The following is a 16,640-nucleotide window of genomic DNA, read 5'->3' on the forward strand; positions in this document are numbered from 1 at the left end:
AGCCCGGACGGTGTACTCGTCCGGGGCCGCTCCTCTGCTCGTGTCCGCGCGGTCAGCGCATCTTTCCGCCGCGTGGCATCCTCATGCCCTTCGGCATGGGCCCCTTCGGCAGCGGCATGTTGCTCATCAGATCGCCCATCGCCCGGAGCCGGTCGTTGGCGGCGGTCACCTGCGGGCCGGTCAGGACCCGCGGAAGCTTCAGCATCGTGGTGCGCACCTTCTTCAGCGGCACCTGGCCCTCGCCGTCACCGACGATGATGTCGTGCACCGGCACGTCGACGACGATGCGGGCCATCCGCCTCTTCTCGGCGGCCAGCAGGCTCTTCACCCGGTTCGGGTTGCCTTCGGCCACCAGGACGATGCCCGCCTTGCCGACCGCCCGGTGGACGACGTCCTGGCTGCGGTTCATCGCGACGGCCGGGGTGGTGGTCCACCCGCGGCCCACCCGGTCCAGCACCGCGGCGGCGGCGCCGGGCTGCCCCTCCATCTGACCGAAGGCCGCGCGCTCGGCACGCCGTCCGAAGATGATCGCCATCGCGAGGAAGGCCAGGACGAAGCCCAGGATTCCCGCGTAGACAGGGTGACCGATCAGGAAACCGATGGCGAGGAGGACACCGAAGGTGATGATTCCCACACCCGCGACGACGAGACCCACCTTGGGGTCCGACCGCCTGGTCATCTTGTAGGTCAGGGCGATCTGCTTGAGCCGCCCCGCGTTCTCGGCGCTGTCCGCGCCTTCAGTGTTTGCCTTCCTCGCCATGTTCCGAAGTTTACGTGGCCCGGGAGTCACTCAGGAACGGTGGTCGGCCACAGCCTTCAGCACATGCTCCGCCTCGACCCGGTCCTGAGCCCTGCGGCGGTCCTCGAGGACCGCCGTCCAGGCGTTGCGGCGGGCGGTGCGCTGGCCGCTGCTCATCAACAGCGACTCGACCGCGCGGAGCGCGGTGGTGACGGTCGGGATGGCGTTGGCTCGAACCGGTGCGGCGTGCATCTTGGGTGTTCCCCCTCGGAGCGGATGCGCGCGTCCGGCGCGCACTGGGTAGCGGGAAGCAATGACGACGGGGGCTGCGGGAGCCACCGCGTATGTACCTAGGGTCACTGCTTGGTGTTACCAGTGCATGACCGGTCGGTCAAACACCAATGAAACTCTGATTTCGGTGCCGCGCACGCCGACGCGGCCCATACGGGCCCCCGACCTGCGGAGGACGTACGGGCCGCGTCGCTGCGGCTATTACTGCTCAGTAATCTCTTGTGCGGCGATTCACACCGCGGACGCGGCCTCGGCGGCCACGCCGCGCCGCTCCATCGCCTGCTGGAAGAGGCGTCCCGCGCGGTACGAGGAACGCACCAGCGGCCCCGACATGACGCCGGAGTAACCGATCGCGTCGGCCTCGTCCTTCAGCTCCACGAACTCGTGCGGCTTCACCCAGCGCTCGACGGGGTGGTGCCGCGCGGAGGGCCGCAGGTACTGCGTAATCGTGATGAGCTCGCAACCCGCGTCGTGCAGGTCCTGGAGCGCCTCGCTGACTTCCTCGCGGGTCTCGCCCATGCCGAGGATCAGGTTGGACTTCGTCACCAGACCGGCCTCACGGGCCCGGGTGATGACCTCCAGGGAGCGCTCGTAACGGAAGCCGGGCCGGATCCGCTTGAAGATCCGCGGGACCGTCTCGACGTTGTGCGCGAGGACCTGGGGCCGCGAGGAGAAGACCTCGGCGAGCTGCTCGGGTTCCGCGTTGAAGTCGGGGATGAGCAGTTCCACCTTCGTGGCGCCGGCCTCCCGTCCCGCTGTCTGGGCGTGGATCTGGCGCACGGTCTCCGCGTACAGCCACGCGCCGCCGTCCTCCAGGTCGTCGCGCGCGACGCCGGTGATCGTGGCGTAGTTCAGGTCCATCTTCACGACGGACTCGCCCACGCGGCGGGGTTCGTCACGGTCCAGCGCCTGCGGCTTGCCCGTGTCGATCTGGCAGAAGTCGCAGCGCCGGGTGCACTGGTCGCCGCCGATGAGGAACGTCGCCTCGCGGTCCTCCCAGCACTCGTAGATGTTCGGGCAGCCCGCCTCCTGGCACACGGTGTGCAGACCCTCGCCCTTCACGAGCGCCTGCATCTTCGTGTACTCGGGGCCCATCTTCGCCCGGGTTTTGATCCACTCGGGCTTGCGCTCGATGGGGGTCTGGCTGTTTCGGACCTCCAGGCGCAGCATCTTGCGCCCGTCGGGTGCGACACCGGACACTCCGGCACCCCTTTGCTTTCGCTGCATTGGATTCTTCGGCGAACACCAGGGTACGCCCGTGGTTAGAACGGTCTTGCGTATGGCCAACCTTTGGCCGACAGGCCCTATTCCGACGGGCCGCCGGGGCCCTCAGGCGGGCGCCGCCGTCCTCGGGGTCTCCGGGGCCGTCGGAGCCCCGACGGGACGGGGCGCGAGCTCCGCGTTCTCGAGGACGTCCCGCAGGTACTTCTCGGCGACCGGGAGGACGTCCGCGATCGTGACCCCGCGGCCCAGTTCGTACGACAGCGAGGTCACGCCGGCGTCCCGGATGCCGCACGGCACGATCCTGTCGAACCAGGTGTTGTCCGGGTTCACGTTCAGTGCGAAGCCGTGCATGGTCACGCCCTTGGCGACCCGGATGCCGATCGCGGCCAGTTTGCGGTCCTCGCGGCGCTGGCCGGCGTTGGACGGTGCGTACTCGGGGCCGTTCAGCCGGGGGTCGAACTCCTCGTCGTGCAGCCGGGGGTCGAAGTCCAGCGAGAGCCCTCCGAGCGCGGGGCGGTCCACGACCGGGTCGCCGAGGACCCAGACGCCGCTGCGGCCCTCGACCCGGCTGGTCCGCACGCCGAACTCGGCCGCCGTGAGGATCAGGGCGTCCTCGAGGCGGCGGACATGGGCGACCACGTCCACCGGCCGGGGCAGCTTCATGATCGGGTAGCCGACCAGCTGTCCCGGGCCGTGCCAGGTGATCTTCCCGCCGCGGTCGACGTCGATGACGGGGGTGCCGTCCAGCGGGCGTTCGCTCTCCGTGGTGCGCCGCCCCGCCGTGTAGACGGGCGGGTGCTCGAGGAGCAGGCACGTGTCGGGGACGGTGTCCTCGAACCGGGCGGCGTGCACCTCGCGCTGCTTGTGCCATGCCTCCTGGTAGTCGACCGCTTCCTCGCCGAATCCCAGACGGACGAACCGCAGCTCACTCACTCGGGTGCCTCCCTACTCGCGGTGCCGCAGGGCCGGGGGGTGTCCCCGGAGTCACGTCACCATGCACTGATGTGCGCCCCCAGCCACTGTACGACCGCCCCGGAGGCCGAAGCCGGGCAGGTCGTGCACGGGTGTATTCCGTCAGTGATCCGACAATTCTCACACGATCGGATGAATGTGGAGCGAAGGCCATCGGCGCCGCCCCCCGGCCGGTTAAATTCGCGCCGTTCCATGACGGGCTCGCCCGCTCCCAACCGTGGGGGAGTCCGTAAGGGCTGCCCGCCCGGTGCCGAAGGCAGGAGACCTTACAGCTGATGTCTGACCGACCTCCGCAGCGCACCCCGAACCGGCGGCTCGCTGCCCTCATCGCGGAGGCCGGGTTCTCCCATGCGGGCCTGGCCCGCCGGGTGGACCAGTTGGGCCTCGAACACGGGCTCGACCTGCGATACGACAAGACCTCGGTCACCCGCTGGCTGCGCGGCCAGCAGCCCCGGGGCACCACCCCCGCGCTGATCGCCGAGGTCTTCACCAGACGGCTCGGACGCCGGCTCTCCGCGCAGGACCTGGGCCTGGACGCGTGTGCGCCCGTCTACGCCGGCCTGGAGTTCGCGGCGACACCCGCGGAGGCCGTCGACATCGTCAGCGGACTGTGGCGGAAGGACTCCGGCAGCCATGCGGAGCTGCGCAAGATCGCCTTCACGCCCGCCGGGCTGGTCGTCCCCAGCAGGGACTGGCTGATCGGGCGGGCCGACGAGTGGGTCGGCCGCGCCGAAGCGCCGGACGGCGTGACCGGCACCGCCGGCCTGCCCTCCCCGCGTACGCCCGCCGAGGCCCTCGGCCCCCGGGCCCCGCAGGGGCTCCACCACGCCGGAGGAGCGGGCACCCTGCAGGCGCCCGGAGCGTCCGGCACGGCGCACGCGGCGGGCGCCCACGGTGCGCGGGCCGGCGGCACCCGCGGGCCCGGCTCCTCCCGTCCGCCCGCTCCCGCCTCACCTCCCCTCGTCGTCCCCCGCCAGCGGCAGACCGGGCGCGGCACGGGCCAGCGGGTCGGCAGCGGCGACGTCGCAGCCCTCCGCTCGGTGGGCGAGCTCTTCCGCACCCTGGACAACGCCTACGGCGGCGGCCACGCCAGGCAGGCCCTGGTCCGGTATCTGGAGCACGAGGCCGAGCCCATGCTCCGCGGGAGCTACGGCGAGGCGATCGGCCGCAGGCTGTTCTCCGCCGCGGCCGATCTGACCCGGCTGGCGGGGTGGACCTCGTACGACATCGCGGCGCACGGTCTCGCCCAGCGCTACTTCGTACAGGCGCTGCGGCTCGCCCAGGCCGCAGGGGACCGGGGGTACGGCGCCTTCGTCCTGATCACCATGAGCAGGCAGGCGGTCTATCTCGGGCACGGCAGGGAAGCCGTCCAGCTCGCCCGCGTCGCCCAGCAGGGCATCGGTTCCTCCGCACCGCCCGTCGTCCTGGCCCTGCTGCACTCGGTCGAGGCGCGCGGGCACGGCGTCCTCGGCGAGAGCAGGGCCTGCGTCGCCGCCCTCGCCCGGGCGGAGCGCGCACTGGGCATCTCCCGTCCCGGAGACGACGTTCCGCACTGGGCCCGCTATTTCGACGAGGCCCAGCTCGCCGACGAGTTCGGCCACTGCCACCGCGACCTGCAGCAGTACCGCGCCGCCGCCCAGCACGCCGAGCGGTCGCTCCAGCTGCGCGCACCGGCGTACGCCCGGAGCAGGCTGTTCTGCCGGGTGGTGCTCGCCTCCGCACGGCTCGGCCTGGGCGAGCTGGACCAGGCCTGCCTGCTGGGCGCCGAGGCGGCCCAGCAGGCGGCGGAGATGCGATCGGTGCGCGCCACGGAGTACGTACGGGACTTCGAGCGCCGCCTGGAGCCCTACCGGGACGCCGTCGCCGTACGCGGATACCGCGATCGGGTCGCCGCGCTGGGATGACCGCGGCCTCCCGCCCCGCATCGCTCCGTCCGGGCCGGGCCGGGCCCGACCCGGGCGGAGACCTCACGCGGCGGCGGGAAGAACCGTCCCGTCCGCCTGCCGCGGGGGGCGCACCCCCAGGTCCGTGAGGATCGCCGAGGCGGCGCGCCTGCCGGAGCGCAACGCGCCCTGGACCGTACTGGTGTCGCGGTGGTCGCCGCACACGTACAGCCCGGCGAGCAGCCGGACCGGCCGGTGCGGATCGTGCGGAGGCGGCATGGCGGGGACCGCCTCCGGGTCGTGATGGGCGGCCAGCAGCTCCCAGTCGCCGGTGGGCGTGCCGTAGAGCCTGGCGAGGTGCGCGCGGACCTCGCCGTCCAGGTCCTGCGGCGGGGTGCCGAGCACCGTGGAGGTGATCAGGGCCCGGCCCTGCGGCGCCCGCGAGGGGTCGACCTCGCTCATCACGGCGGTGTGCGCGACGGGCCCCGAGCGATCGGCGTCCAGCAGCAGACTGCCCCCGGTCGGCGGTGCCGCCGCCTCCCCGGTGGTGTGGTGCAGCACGGTGACCGGGTGGAACGCGGGCATGCGCAGGCCCGGCAGCAGCTCGGCGGCCGCTCCCGCGCCGGTGGCCAGCAGGAGCGACCTGCAGCCGAGTTCGCCGTGCTCCTTGGTGCGTACGGAGGTGATGTCGGCGGCCGTCACATGCACCCCGGTGCGTACGGTCCCCGGCGGCAGGGTGGCCGCCAGCAGCTCGGGCAGCGCCGCGGAACCGCCCGAGGGAACGCAGAGCCGGCCACGCGCGTAGTCCCGCAGGGCCAGGTCGGCCGTACGGCTCGACGTGGAGAGCCCGGGGTCGCCGAGCAGCGCCGAGAGCAGCGGGTGCAGGAATCCTCCGACGACACGGGGCGGGAGGCCGCGCCCACGCAGTGCGTCGAGCGCGGCCCTGTCGGGCCGGGCCAGGATCCGGGACTCCGGAGCGGTGGCCAGACGGGCCAGCCAGGCACCGAGCCTGGCCTGTTCGATCGCCCCGCCGAGGGGCGCGCGGGGAGCGCTCGATCGGGAGCGTGCAGCGCGGAGTGCGCCCCGCGCGTTCCGTACGTCTCCGGCTCGGTACTGCCGGCCCCCGCTGTGCACCAGCACCCCGGGGGCGAAGTCCCGCAGGACCAGCCCGCCCAGCCCCGGGGTGGTGCTCAGCTCCGGGTGCGCGGAACTGAGCAACGGACCCAGCCGGTCGAGCCGGAACCCGTCCACGTCATGGGTGGCCATCCGGCCGCCCACATGCGGGGCGGCCTCAAGAACGCTGACGTCCACTCCCGCGCTGATCAGCTGGTGGGCCGCTGTCAGGCCGGCGGTACCGGCCCCGATGATGACCACATCCGAGTGGTCTGCTGTGTGTGCCCTGAGCACGTGCCCCTCCCCGGGTCGGTGCGACTGCTGGAGGGCTATTGCCCCCGACATGCCCCCGGAATGCCCGAGTTCGGGTCGAGGCTAGGCGGATGGCCGAGACAGGCGCAGTCGCGCGCACCCCGGGCACCGGTGCACGGGGTCGCACGGCGGCCCGGCGTGGGGCCCTGAGCAGGCCGGGCGGTGGTCAGCGCAGCGCGGCGCGGATGGCGTCGTCGATGCCGGGGAAGGCGAACGCGAAGCCCGAGTCGAGAAGTTGGCCGGGCAGCACCCGCTGGCTCCCGAGGACGTCCCCGGCGAACTCGCCCAGCGCGATCTTCAGCGCGGGCGCGGGTGCGGTGACCAGGGTCGGACGCCGCAGCACCCGTCCCATGGCGGCCGTCACCTGACCGTTGGTGACGGGGGAGGGGCCCGTCAGGTTCACCGGACCGGACAGCGTCTCCGTGTCCAGGATGTGCCGCAGCGCCGCGATGTGGTCGTGCAGAGCGATGAAGCTCCAGTACTGCCGTCCGTCCCCCATCCTCCCGCCGAGCCCCGCCTTGAACAGCGGGAAGAGCCGTCCCCAGGCCCCGCCCTGCCGGGAGACGACGAGCCCGGTACGCGCGTGGACCGTGCGTACGCCCGCCTCCTCGGCGGGCGCCGTGGCCTCTTCCCACTCCACGCACACGGACGGCAAAAAGCCCTCGCCGGGCGGCGCGCTCTCGTCGACGGAACGGTCACCGGTGTCGCCGTAGAAACCGATGGCGGACCCCGACAACAGCACCTTCGGCGGGGTGTCCAGCGAAGCCACGGCCTCGGCGACCGCCGCGGTGCCCAGCACCCGGCTGTCACGGATCTCCCGCTTGTACGCGTCGGTCCACCGGTGGTCCCCGACCCCGGCGCCCGCGAGGTGGACGACCGCGTCGCAGCCGACGAGCCCCGCCACATCGACGTACTGGCGCTTGGGGTCCCACTCCACCTCGTCACCGGTGGCAGCCGGGCGGCGCACCAGGCGCAGCACCTCGTGCCCGTCGGCACGCAGCGAGCGCACGAGCGCCGCTCCGATGAGTCCGGTCGATCCGGTGACGGCGATTCGGGAGCGCAGCATGACGTCCATCCTGCCCCATGGGCCTTCGATCACGCGGGAAGAGGTGCGCGGGCGGGAGTCGGACGCGTGGCCGGCACCCGGACCGCTTCCCGGCCCGGATCTCAGACCGGACCGAAGCGTTCCCAGAGCGCCGGGTAGCGTTCCGCGAGCGCCGCGTCGTCGTCGAAGCCGAAGGGCGTGCCCGCCGGCTCCGCCGCCTGCGGCGGCAGCCCCAGGTCGGGAGTGACCACCCCGGTGAGCTGCTCGTAGGCCTCGTCCGCGGCATAGCCGAGATCCTCGCCGTCCCCGTCGAGGTCCTCGTCGAAGTCGTCCAGCAGCCCGGCCAGGCTGTCCGGGTCGTGCATCGCGCCCTCGAAGACCTCCCGGCCCTGGGCGATCAGCCAGCAGCGGAAGTAGTCGAACGCGTCGTCGCTCGCCCCGCCCAGCAGCACGGCCGCCGCACCCCAGAGGTCCCAGCGGTACGCGCGGTTGTAGCGGGCCTCGAAGTGCCTCGCGAAATCCAGCACGGAGTCGGGATCGAGCTGCGCCAGCCGTTCGACAAGCAGATCGGCATGCTCCTCGGGGTCGCCCTCGGCGGCCTCGCGGGTGCTGTCGATGATCTCCCAGAACTCCGTCTCGTCCATCACGGGTCCAGCATCTGCCCCGGCGGCACGCGACGCACGCTCAGACACCGAAATGAAGCCTTCGGCATCACTTCCGGGCCACTTCAGCGATAGAGGTCGCGCAGTCGTTCGGCCGTATCGGCAAAGCGTTCGCGGAGCGCGGCGGGGGCGAGGACCTCGACCTCGGACCCCAGGGCCAGCAGTTGTTCGAACGCCACCTCCGCGGACTCGACCGGCAGGACGACCGTGCGGCGGCCGTCGGACTCCGGCGCGGCCGCCGAGGCCAGCGCCTCCTCGGCGGCGGCGCGGTCCACCGCGTGCGGGAGCCGCCGTACGCCCTCCTCCGACAGGCGTACGGTCACCTCGGTGCGCAGGATCGACCGGGCGAACTGCCCGGCCCGTTCCGACCAGAAGCGGGGCAGGTCGAAGTCCGCGTCCCGCTCGAAGCGGGTCTCCGACGCGGCGACGGCCGTGAAGCGGTCGATCCGGTACACCCGGAAGTCGTCCCCCGCCCGGGCGCAGAGGTACCAGACCCCGGCCTTCAGAACGAGTCCGTACGGGGCCAGCTCGCGCTCCACCTCGCCGGCCGGCCGGCGGCGGTAGCGGGCCCGGACCAGCCGGTCGTCCCAGACGGCCTCCGCGACCGCGGGCAGCAGTTCGGGGGTGGCCGGATCGTGGAACCAGCCCGGGGCGTCCAGATGGAAGCGCTGGGCGGCGGTGTGCGAGGCGTCCCGGAGCGAGGGGAGCAGAGCGGCCGAGACCTTCAGCCGGGCCGCGGAAGCGGCGTCGTCGAGTCCCATCTCCCTCAGGGCGGAGGGCAGTCCGGAGAGGAAGAGGGCCTCGGCCTCGTGACGGGCCAGCCCGGTGAGCCGCGTCCGGTAGCCGCCCACGAGGCGGTAGCCGCCGGACCGGCCCCGGTCGGCGTACACGGGCACACCCGCCTCGGAGAGCGCCTGGGCGTCCCGGGTCACGGTGCGCTCCGACACCTCCAGCTCCCCGGCCAGTTCGGCGGCGGTCATGGAGGGCCGGGACTGCAGGAGCAGCACCATCTTGATCAGCCGGGCAGCGCGCATGGAACCCATTGTGGGCCGGGCGGGGCGGCGACAGCGGGGCGGGTACCGGACCACCGGTACCCGCCCCGCCCGGACTCACATCCCGTACTTCTCCCGGGCCTCCTTGACCTTGGAGGCCGGGATCTCGCCACGGCGGGCCAGCTGGGCCAGCGCGGCGACCGCGACGGACTGCGGGTCGACACCGAAGTGCCGGCGAGCGCCCTCGCGGGTGTCGGAGAGGCCGAAGCCGTCCGTCCCGAGCGAGGACCAGTCCTGCTCCACCCACTGGCTGATCTGGTCCGGGACCGCGCGCATCCAGTCGCTGACGGCCAGGACCGGGCCCGGCGCACCCGACAGCGCCTGGGTCACGTACGGCACCCGCTCCTCGCCGCGGAGCAGCGCCTCGTCGGACGCCAGCGCGTCACGGCGCAGCTCGCCCCACGAGGTGGCGGACCACACGTCGGCCGTGACGCCCCAGTCGGCGGCGAGCAGCTCCTGGGCCGCCAGGACCCAGTGGATCGCCGTACCGGAGCCCAGCAGCTGGATCCGGGGCGCGTCCGCGGCGGCGGGCGTGCCCTCCTTGAAGCGGTAGAGGCCCTTGACGATGCCCTCCTCGACGCCTTCCGGCATCGCGGGCTGCTGTTTCGGCTCGTTGTAGACCGTGAGGTAGTAGAAGACGTCCTCCGCCTCGGGGCCGTACATCCGGCGCAGACCGTCCTTGACGATGACCGCGATCTCGTAGGCGAACGCCGGGTCGTAGTTGAGCGACGCCGGGTTCGTGGACGCGATCAGGTGGGAATGGCCGTCCGCGTGCTGGAGGCCCTCCCCGGTGAGCGTCGTACGGCCCGCCGTGGCGCCGACGATGAAGCCCTTGCCGAGCTGGTCGGCGAGCTGCCACATCTGGTCGCCGGTCCGCTGCCAGCCGAACATCGAGTAGAAGATGTAGAACGGGATCATCGTCTCGCCGTGCGTCGCGTACGACGAGGCGGCCGCGATGAAGTCGGCCATGGCACCGGCCTCGGTGATCCCCTCGTTGAGGATCTGGCCGTCCTTGGCCTCCTTGTAGTACATCAGCTGGTCGCGGTCGACCGGCTCGTACGTCTGGCCGAGCGGCGAGTAGATGCCGGCCGAGGGGAACAGCGACTCCATACCGAAGGTACGGGCCTCGTCCGGGACGATCGGAACCCAGCGCCTGCCGGTCTCCTTGTCCCGCATGAGGTCCTTCACCAGGCGGACGAACGCCATGGTGGTCGCCATCTCCTGCTTGCCGGACCCCTTGTACAGGGCCTTGAAGGCGCGCTCCTCGGGCTGCGGCAGCGTGACGGCGTGCACACGACGGGCGGGAGCGGGACCACCGAGCGCGGCGCGACGCTCCTGGAGGTAGCGGACCTCGGGGGAGTCCGCACCCGGGTGGCCGTAGGGGACCAGCCCGTCCTGGAAGGCGCTGTCGGGGATCGGGAGGCCGAGCAGCTCGCGCATGCCCTTGAACTCGTCGGTCGACAGCTTCTTCATCTGGTGGTTGGCGTTCTTGGACTCGAAGCCCTTGCCGAGCGTGTAGCCCTTGACCGTCTGGGCCAGGATCACGGTCGGCGCGCCCTTGTGCTCGACGGCCGCACGGTAGGCCGCGTACACCTTGCGGGCCTCGTGGCCGCCGCGGGAGCTGTAGAAACACTCGGCGATCTTGGCGTCGCTCAGCAGTTTCGCCAGCTCGACGAGCGCGGGCTCGGTGCCGAAGAAGTGCTCGCGGATGTAGGCCACGTCGCGGGTCGCGTACGTCTGGAACTGCGCGTCCGGGACTTCGCGCAGGCGCCGGATCAGCGCGCCGGTGGTGTCCAGCTGGAACAGCTCGTCCCAGGCGTTGCCCCAGAGCGTCTTGACGACGTTCCAGCCGGCCCCGCGGAACGCGCCCTCCAGCTCCTGGACCACGCGGAAGTTGGCGCGGACCGGGCCGTCGAGGCGCTGCAGGTTGCAGTTGATGACGAAGGTCAGGTTGTCGAGCTGCTCACGGGCCGCGAGGGCGAGGGCCGCGGTCGACTCGGGCTCGTCCATCTCGCCGTCGCCCAGGAAGGCCCAGACGTGCGAGTTCGACGTGTCCTTGATCTTGCGGTTGGTCAGATAGCGGTTGAAGCGCGCCTGGTAGATCGCCGAGAGCGGGCCGAGGCCCATCGACACCGTGGGGAACTCCCACAGCCAGGGCAGCCGCCGCGGGTGCGGGTAGGACGGCAGGCCGTCGCCGCCCGACTCCTGGCGGAAGTTGTCGAGCTGCTGCTCGGAGAGGCGGCCGTCGAGGAAGGCGCGGGCGTAGATGCCGGGCGAGGCGTGGCCCTGGATGTAGAGCTGGTCGCCGGAGCCGTCACCTTCCTTGCCGCGGAAGAAGTGGTTGAAGCCGGTCTCGTACAGCCATGCCGCCGAGGCGAACGTGGCGATGTGGCCGCCGACGCCGTACCGGGCGCCACGCGTGACCATTGCGGCCGCGTTCCAGCGGTTCCACGCGGTGATCTTCGATTCCATCTCCAGGTCGCCGTCGAACGCGGGCTCGGCGGAGGTGGGGATGGTGTTGACGTAATCGCTCTCCAGCAGCTTGGGCAGCGCGATGCCGGCGCCCTCGGCGTGCTGGAGCGAACGCCGCATCAGGTACGCGGCGCGGTGCGGGCCCGCGGCCTTGGTGACGGCGTCCAGGGAGGCCGCCCACTCGGCGGTCTCCTCGGGGTCGCGGTCCGGGAGCTGGTCGAGCTCGCTCGGAAGCTTTGCTACGGGGTCGGTCATGATCGCCGCCTTCCGGAGTGGGAGGGGGTGGAGAAGGCCCTGACTGGCAGGACAGGGCGATCGGGCCGGTGGGCCCGCGACTGAACTGTAAGTCGCCGATCGATGATCGATCAAAGGGTGAAGGGCAAAACTTCTTGATATGAAGAAAAGTGGCATGCGGTGCCGCGAAACAGGGCACGGAGTGACGGGATCAACGGGGTGAAACGGGCGGTGACCTGCACGGCGGAGCGGACCGCGCCGCAGATGGGCGCGGCTGTACGGTCCGGAGTCCCGGGCCGGGCGGGGCGGAGACGCCTCAGGCGCGCGGCGCGCACCCGAGGACGTGTTCCTTCACCAGTACGGCGATCTGCGGGTCCCGCCGCAGGAACGCCTCGATGAGAGCCTCGTGCTCCTCCGCGTACGACTTCTGCACCGTGCCCAGCCAGCGGATCGACAGGGCCGTGAACACCTCGATGCCCAGGCCCTCCCAGGTGTGCAGCAGCACGGCGTTCCCCGCCGCACGCACCAGCTCCCGGTGGAAGGCGACCGTGTGCCGTACCTGCGCCTCGCCGTCGGCCAGCCGGTCCGCCTCGTACAGCGCCGCCACGTGCGGCGTCAGCGCCGAGCAGTCCTCGGCGAGCGCGGGGGCCGCCAGCTCCGCCGCCATCTGCTCCAGCCCGGCCCGTACGGGGTAGCTCTCCTCCAGATCGGCGGCGGTCAGGTTCCGGACCCGTACGCCCTTGTTGGGCGCCGACTCGATCAGCCGCAGGGTCTCCAGCTCGCGCAGCGCCTCGCGTACGGGTGTCTGGCTGACCTCCAGCTCGGTCGCGATGCGGCGCTCCACGATCCGCTCACCCGGCTTCCAGCGCCCGCTGACTATCCCGTCCACGATGTGCTCGCGGATCTGCTCGCGCAGCGAGTGGACGACGGGCGGGGTCATGACGGGCTCCTTCGGGCGAACCGGTGCTGCTCTCCACCAACACGGCGTCCGAGGGCGACCGGTGGTGTCTAGACAATACGGCGGCGCCCCCGCCCGGAGGTGTTCCGGACGGGGGCGCCACTGGTGAGGCTGGTTACAGCTGCACGGCTCAGAGACCGAGCTCGACCTCGAACTCGCCGGCCTCGAGGATCGCCTTGACCGTGGTCAGGTAGCGGGCGGCGTCCGCGCCGTCCACCAGACGGTGGTCGTAGGAGAGCGAGAGGTACGTCATGTCGCGGACGCCGATGACGGTGCCCTCGGCGGTCTCGATGACCGCCGGACGCTTGACGGTGGCGCCGATGCCCAGGATGGCCGCCTGGTTCGGCGGCACGATGACCGTGTCGAACAGCGCACCGCGCGAACCGGTGTTGCTGACGGTGAAGGTCGCGCCGGACATGTCGTCCGGGGTGAGGCCGCCACCGCGGGCCTTGCCGGCCAGCTCGGCGGTCTTCTTCGCGATACCCGCGATGTTCAGGTCGCCCGCACCCTTGATGACCGGGGTCATCAGGCCCTTCTCGGCGTCCACGGCGATGCCGATGTTCTCCGAGTCGAAGTACGTGATGGTGCCCTCGTCCTCGTTGATCCGGGCGTTGACGACCGGGTGGGCCTTCAGCGCCTGGGCCGCCGCCTTCACGAAGAACGGCATCGGGGACAGCTTGACGCCCTCACGGGCGGCGAAGGACTCCTTCGCCTGGTTGCGCAGCTTCATCAGCTTCGTGATGTCGACCTCGAGGACCGTGGTCAGCTGGGCCTGCGAGTGCAGGGCCTTCATCATGTTGTCGCCGATGACCTTGCGCATGCGGGTCATCTTGACCGTCTGACCGCGCAGCGGGGACGCCTCGAGCTTCGGCGCGGCCTTGGCCGCGGGAGCGGCGGCGGCCGGAGCCGGGGCGGCTGCGGCGGCCTTGGCGGCCTCCGCGGCGGCTACGACGTCCTGCTTGCGGATACGGCCACCGACGCCGGTGCCCTTGACCGCGCCCAGGTCGACGCCGTTCTCGGCGGCGAGCTTGCGGACCAGCGGCGTGACGTACGCGCCGTCGTCGGCGGCGGGAGCCGACGGAGCGGCAGGAGCGGCAGGAGCCTGCGCGGCCGGAGCCGGAGCCGGTGCCTGCGCGGGAGCCGGTGCGGCAGGTGCCGGAGCCTGCGTGGGAGCCGGAGCGGCGGGTGCCGGTGCGGCGGGCGCCGCCGGAGCGGCAGGTGCCGGTTCCGGTGCGGCGGGTGCTGCCGGAGCCGGAGCAGCCGCGGGGGCCGGGGCGGCCTCCGCGGGAGCGGCGGCCGGTGCGGCACCCGGAGCACCGATGACGGCGAGCTTGGCGCCCACCTCGGCGGTCTCGTCCTCACCGACGACGATCTCCAGCAGCACGCCGGCGACCGGGGCGGGGATCTCGGTGTCGACCTTGTCCGTGGAGACCTCGAGCAGGGGCTCGTCCTCCGCGACCTCCTCGCCGACCTCCTTCAGCCAGCGGGTGACGGTGCCCTCGGTGACGCTCTCGCCGAGCGCGGGGAGGGTGACGTCGGTGCCGGAGGCACCACCGGCCGGAGCGGCGGCGGGTGCCTCGGCGGCAGGGGCCTCGGCAGCGGGCGCCGGAGCCTCCTCGGCCGGGGCCGGGGCGGCCTCCGGCTCGGCGGCCGGTGCGGCCGCGGCCGCGGGTGCGCCCGAGCCGTCGTCGATGACGGCCAGCTCGGCGCCGACCTCGACGGTCTCGTCCTCGGCGACCTTGATGGACGACAGGACGCCGGAGGCGGGCGCGGGGATCTCGGTGTCGACCTTGTCGGTCGAGACCTCGAGCAGCGGCTCGTCGGCCTCGACGTGCTCGCCCTCGGCCTTCAGCCAGCGGGTGACGGTGCCCTCGGTGACGCTCTCGCCGAGCGCCGGAAGGGTTACGGAAACCGACATGGTTTCAGTTGCTCCTTACGAAAGTGCGGAAGTGGTCGGTCGTCCCCGGGACTGGATCAGTCGTGGGAGTGGAGAGGCTTGCCGGCCAGGGCCAGGTGCGCCTCGCCCATCGCCTCGTTCTGCGTCGGGTGGGCGTGGATGAGCTGCGCGACCTCGGCCGGCAGCGCCTCCCAGTTGTAGATCAGCTGGGCTTCGCCGACCTGCTCGCCCATACGGTCACCGACCATGTGGACGCCGACCACGGCACCGTCCTTGACCTGGACGAGCTTGATCTCGCCCGCGGTCTTCAGGATCTTGCTCTTGCCGTTGCCCGCGAGGTTGTACTTGAGGGTGACGACCTTGTCCGCACCGTAGATCTCCTTGGCCTTGGCCTCGGTGATACCGACGGAGGCGACCTCGGGGTGGCAGTACGTCACCTTCGGCACGCCGTCGTAGTCGATCGGCACGGTCTTGAGACCGGCGAGCCGCTCCGCCACCAGGATGCCCTCGGCGAAGCCGACGTGGGCGAGCTGGAGGGTCGGGACCAGGTCACCGACGGCCGAGACGGTCGGCACGTTGGTCTGCATGTACTCGTCGACGAGGACGTAGCCGCGGTCCGTCGCGACACCGGCCTCCTCGTAACCGAGGCCCTGCGAGACCGGGCCGCGGCCGATCGCGACCAGCAGCACCTCCGCCTCGAAGGTCTTGCCGTCGGCGAGGGAGACCTTCACGCCGTCCTGCGTGTACTCGGCCTTGTCGAAGAAGGTGCCGAGGTTGAACTTGATGCCGCGCTTGCGGAACGCGCGCTCAAGAAGCTTGGAACTGTTCTCGTCCTCGACCGGGACCAGGTGCTTCAGACCCTCGACGATGGTGACCTCGGTGCCGAAGGACTTCCACGCCGAGGCGAACTCGACGCCGATGACGCCGCCGCCCAGGACGATGGCGGACTTCGGTACGCGGTCCAGCTTCAGCGCGTGGTCCGAGGAGATGATGCGGTTGCCGTCGATCTCCAGGCCGGGCAGCGACTTCGGCACGGAGCCGGTCGCCAGGAGCACGTGGCGGCCCTGGACGCGCTGACCGTTGACATCCACCGAGGTGGGCGACGAGAGCTTGCCCTCACCCTCGATGTAGTGCACCTTGCGCGAGGCGACGAGACCCTGCAGGCCCTTGTACAGGCCCGAGATCACGTCGTCCTTGTACTTGTGGACGGCCTCCATGTCGATGCCCTCGAAGGTGGCCTTCACGCCGAACTGCTCGGCCTCACGGGCCTGGTCGGCGATCTCGCCGGCGTGCAGCAGCGCCTTCGTGGGGATGCAGCCGTTGTGCAGGCAGGTGCCGCCGACCTTGCCCTTCTCGATCAGTGCGACGTCCAGGCCCAGCTGAGCTCCGCGCAGGGCCGCGGCGTAACCGCCACTACCACCGCCGAGGATCACTAGGTCGAAAACAGTGCTGGCGTCGTTCGCCACGTCACGTCCTCCATGCATGTGCGCCGTACGCCGGGCCCCGTCGCTGGGGTGTGACCGGCCGGTCGGCTGGTGTTCGGCCGCTTGCGATATTCGGCCCTGTGGTGGGGGCCCTGTCCTGCCGAGAACCCATCTTCGCACTTGTTGCGGGCGGACGGGACGCGGGCCCCTGCTCCGGGCCGTACGAAGATCCGGGCCGGATGGTTACCGAAGCGTACACATTTCCGAAGAAAAGCCGGTCAGAGCCGTCGGGGTGAACGCCGGACGGCCCCGGACGTATGCCCGGGGCCGTCCGCCGCGAGCGAACCCCGCGTGGGGTCCGC

13 protein-coding genes are annotated in these 16,640 nt (G+C 71.7%); 1 reads left to right on the forward strand and 12 read right to left on the reverse strand.

Annotation, left to right across the window (positions count from 1 at the left end; all coding sequences use genetic code 11):
• Positions 1–52: 52 nt before the first annotated feature.
• From ABZ441_RS31725 to lipB, 4 genes are all read right to left on the reverse strand, one after another.
• Positions 53–760 carry a DUF4191 domain-containing protein gene (locus ABZ441_RS31725; protein WP_031093778.1) on the reverse strand — a complete coding sequence of 236 codons (708 nt, stop codon included), beginning with the start codon at positions 758–760 and terminating at the stop codon, positions 53–55.
• A 30-nt stretch (positions 761–790) separates the two neighbouring features.
• Positions 791–991, reverse strand: coding sequence for a hypothetical protein (locus tag ABZ441_RS31730; protein WP_099176328.1), 201 nt, complete (start codon positions 989–991; stop codon positions 791–793).
• Between the two features lie 270 nt (positions 992–1,261).
• A complete protein-coding gene (lipA, locus tag ABZ441_RS31735; RefSeq protein WP_358980538.1) occupies positions 1,262–2,230 on the reverse strand; it encodes a lipoyl synthase in 969 nt (322 codons plus the stop codon).
• 129 nt (positions 2,231–2,359) lie between these two features.
• Complete coding sequence (gene lipB, locus ABZ441_RS31740; protein WP_358980540.1) at positions 2,360–3,187, reverse strand: lipoyl(octanoyl) transferase LipB; 828 nt, start codon at positions 3,185–3,187, stop codon at positions 2,360–2,362.
• A 314-nt stretch (positions 3,188–3,501) separates the two neighbouring features.
• Here lipB and ABZ441_RS31745 point away from each other — a divergent pair, with 314 nt between their 5' ends.
• Positions 3,502–5,130: a regulator gene (locus tag ABZ441_RS31745; RefSeq protein WP_358980542.1), complete on the forward strand. Its 1,629-nt coding sequence runs from the start codon at positions 3,502–3,504 to the stop codon at positions 5,128–5,130.
• Positions 5,131–5,193: 63 nt separating this feature from the next.
• Here the strand turns inward: ABZ441_RS31745 and ABZ441_RS31750 are convergent, their stop codons facing one another.
• From ABZ441_RS31750 to lpdA, 8 genes are all read right to left on the reverse strand, one after another.
• Positions 5,194–6,516 carry an NAD(P)/FAD-dependent oxidoreductase gene (locus ABZ441_RS31750; protein ID WP_358980544.1) on the reverse strand — a complete coding sequence of 441 codons (1,323 nt, stop codon included), beginning with the start codon at positions 6,514–6,516 and terminating at the stop codon, positions 5,194–5,196.
• 184 nt (positions 6,517–6,700) lie between these two features.
• On the reverse strand, positions 6,701–7,600 hold the full coding sequence (locus tag ABZ441_RS31755) for a TIGR01777 family oxidoreductase (protein ID WP_358980546.1): 900 nt from the start codon (positions 7,598–7,600) through the stop codon (positions 6,701–6,703).
• A gap of 101 nt (positions 7,601–7,701) precedes the next feature.
• A complete protein-coding gene (locus tag ABZ441_RS31760; protein ID WP_358980588.1) occupies positions 7,702–8,223 on the reverse strand; it encodes a DUF4240 domain-containing protein in 522 nt (173 codons plus the stop codon).
• A gap of 83 nt (positions 8,224–8,306) precedes the next feature.
• Positions 8,307–9,275, reverse strand: a complete 969-nt coding sequence (locus ABZ441_RS31765; protein WP_358980548.1) for a WYL domain-containing protein — start codon at positions 9,273–9,275, stop codon at positions 8,307–8,309.
• Positions 9,276–9,350: 75 nt separating this feature from the next.
• Entirely contained in the window at positions 9,351–12,020 is a 2,670-nt protein-coding gene (aceE, locus tag ABZ441_RS31770; protein WP_358980550.1) for a pyruvate dehydrogenase (acetyl-transferring), homodimeric type, read from the reverse strand.
• Positions 12,021–12,315: 295 nt separating this feature from the next.
• Positions 12,316–12,939, reverse strand: a complete 624-nt coding sequence (locus ABZ441_RS31775; RefSeq protein WP_358980552.1) for a GntR family transcriptional regulator — start codon at positions 12,937–12,939, stop codon at positions 12,316–12,318.
• Between the two features lie 148 nt (positions 12,940–13,087).
• Positions 13,088–14,875, reverse strand: a complete 1,788-nt coding sequence (gene sucB, locus ABZ441_RS31780) for a 2-oxoglutarate dehydrogenase, E2 component, dihydrolipoamide succinyltransferase (RefSeq protein ID WP_358980554.1) — start codon at positions 14,873–14,875, stop codon at positions 13,088–13,090.
• Positions 14,876–14,931: 56 nt separating this feature from the next.
• Positions 14,932–16,320, reverse strand: a complete 1,389-nt coding sequence (gene lpdA / locus ABZ441_RS31785; RefSeq protein WP_358980557.1) for a dihydrolipoyl dehydrogenase — start codon at positions 16,318–16,320, stop codon at positions 14,932–14,934.
• Positions 16,321–16,640: the final 320 nt, after the last annotated feature.

Source organism: Streptomyces sp. NPDC005752 (genome assembly GCF_040630715.1).
Lineage (GTDB): Bacteria > Actinomycetota > Actinomycetes > Streptomycetales > Streptomycetaceae > Streptomyces.

Bases quoted from the DNA above. Each gene is read 5' to 3' on its own strand.
- ABZ441_RS31725 (WP_031093778.1), bottom strand. From the start codon at position 760: ATGGCGAGGAAGGCAAACACTGAAGGCGCGGACAGCGCCGAGAACGCG.
- ABZ441_RS31730 (WP_099176328.1), bottom strand. From the start codon at position 991: ATGCACGCCGCACCGGTTCGAGCCAACGCCATCCCGACCGTCACCACC.
- ABZ441_RS31745 (WP_358980542.1), top strand. From the start codon at position 3,502: ATGTCTGACCGACCTCCGCAGCGCACCCCGAACCGGCGGCTCGCTGCC.
- ABZ441_RS31755 (WP_358980546.1), bottom strand. From the start codon at position 7,600: ATGCTGCGCTCCCGAATCGCCGTCACCGGATCGACCGGACTCATCGGA.
- ABZ441_RS31760 (WP_358980588.1), bottom strand. From the start codon at position 8,223: ATGGACGAGACGGAGTTCTGGGAGATCATCGACAGCACCCGCGAGGCC.
- ABZ441_RS31765 (WP_358980548.1), bottom strand. From the start codon at position 9,275: ATGCGCGCTGCCCGGCTGATCAAGATGGTGCTGCTCCTGCAGTCCCGG.
- aceE (WP_358980550.1), bottom strand. From the start codon at position 12,020: ATGACCGACCCCGTAGCAAAGCTTCCGAGCGAGCTCGACCAGCTCCCG.
- ABZ441_RS31775 (WP_358980552.1), bottom strand. From the start codon at position 12,939: ATGACCCCGCCCGTCGTCCACTCGCTGCGCGAGCAGATCCGCGAGCAC.
- sucB (WP_358980554.1), bottom strand. From the start codon at position 14,875: ATGTCGGTTTCCGTAACCCTTCCGGCGCTCGGCGAGAGCGTCACCGAG.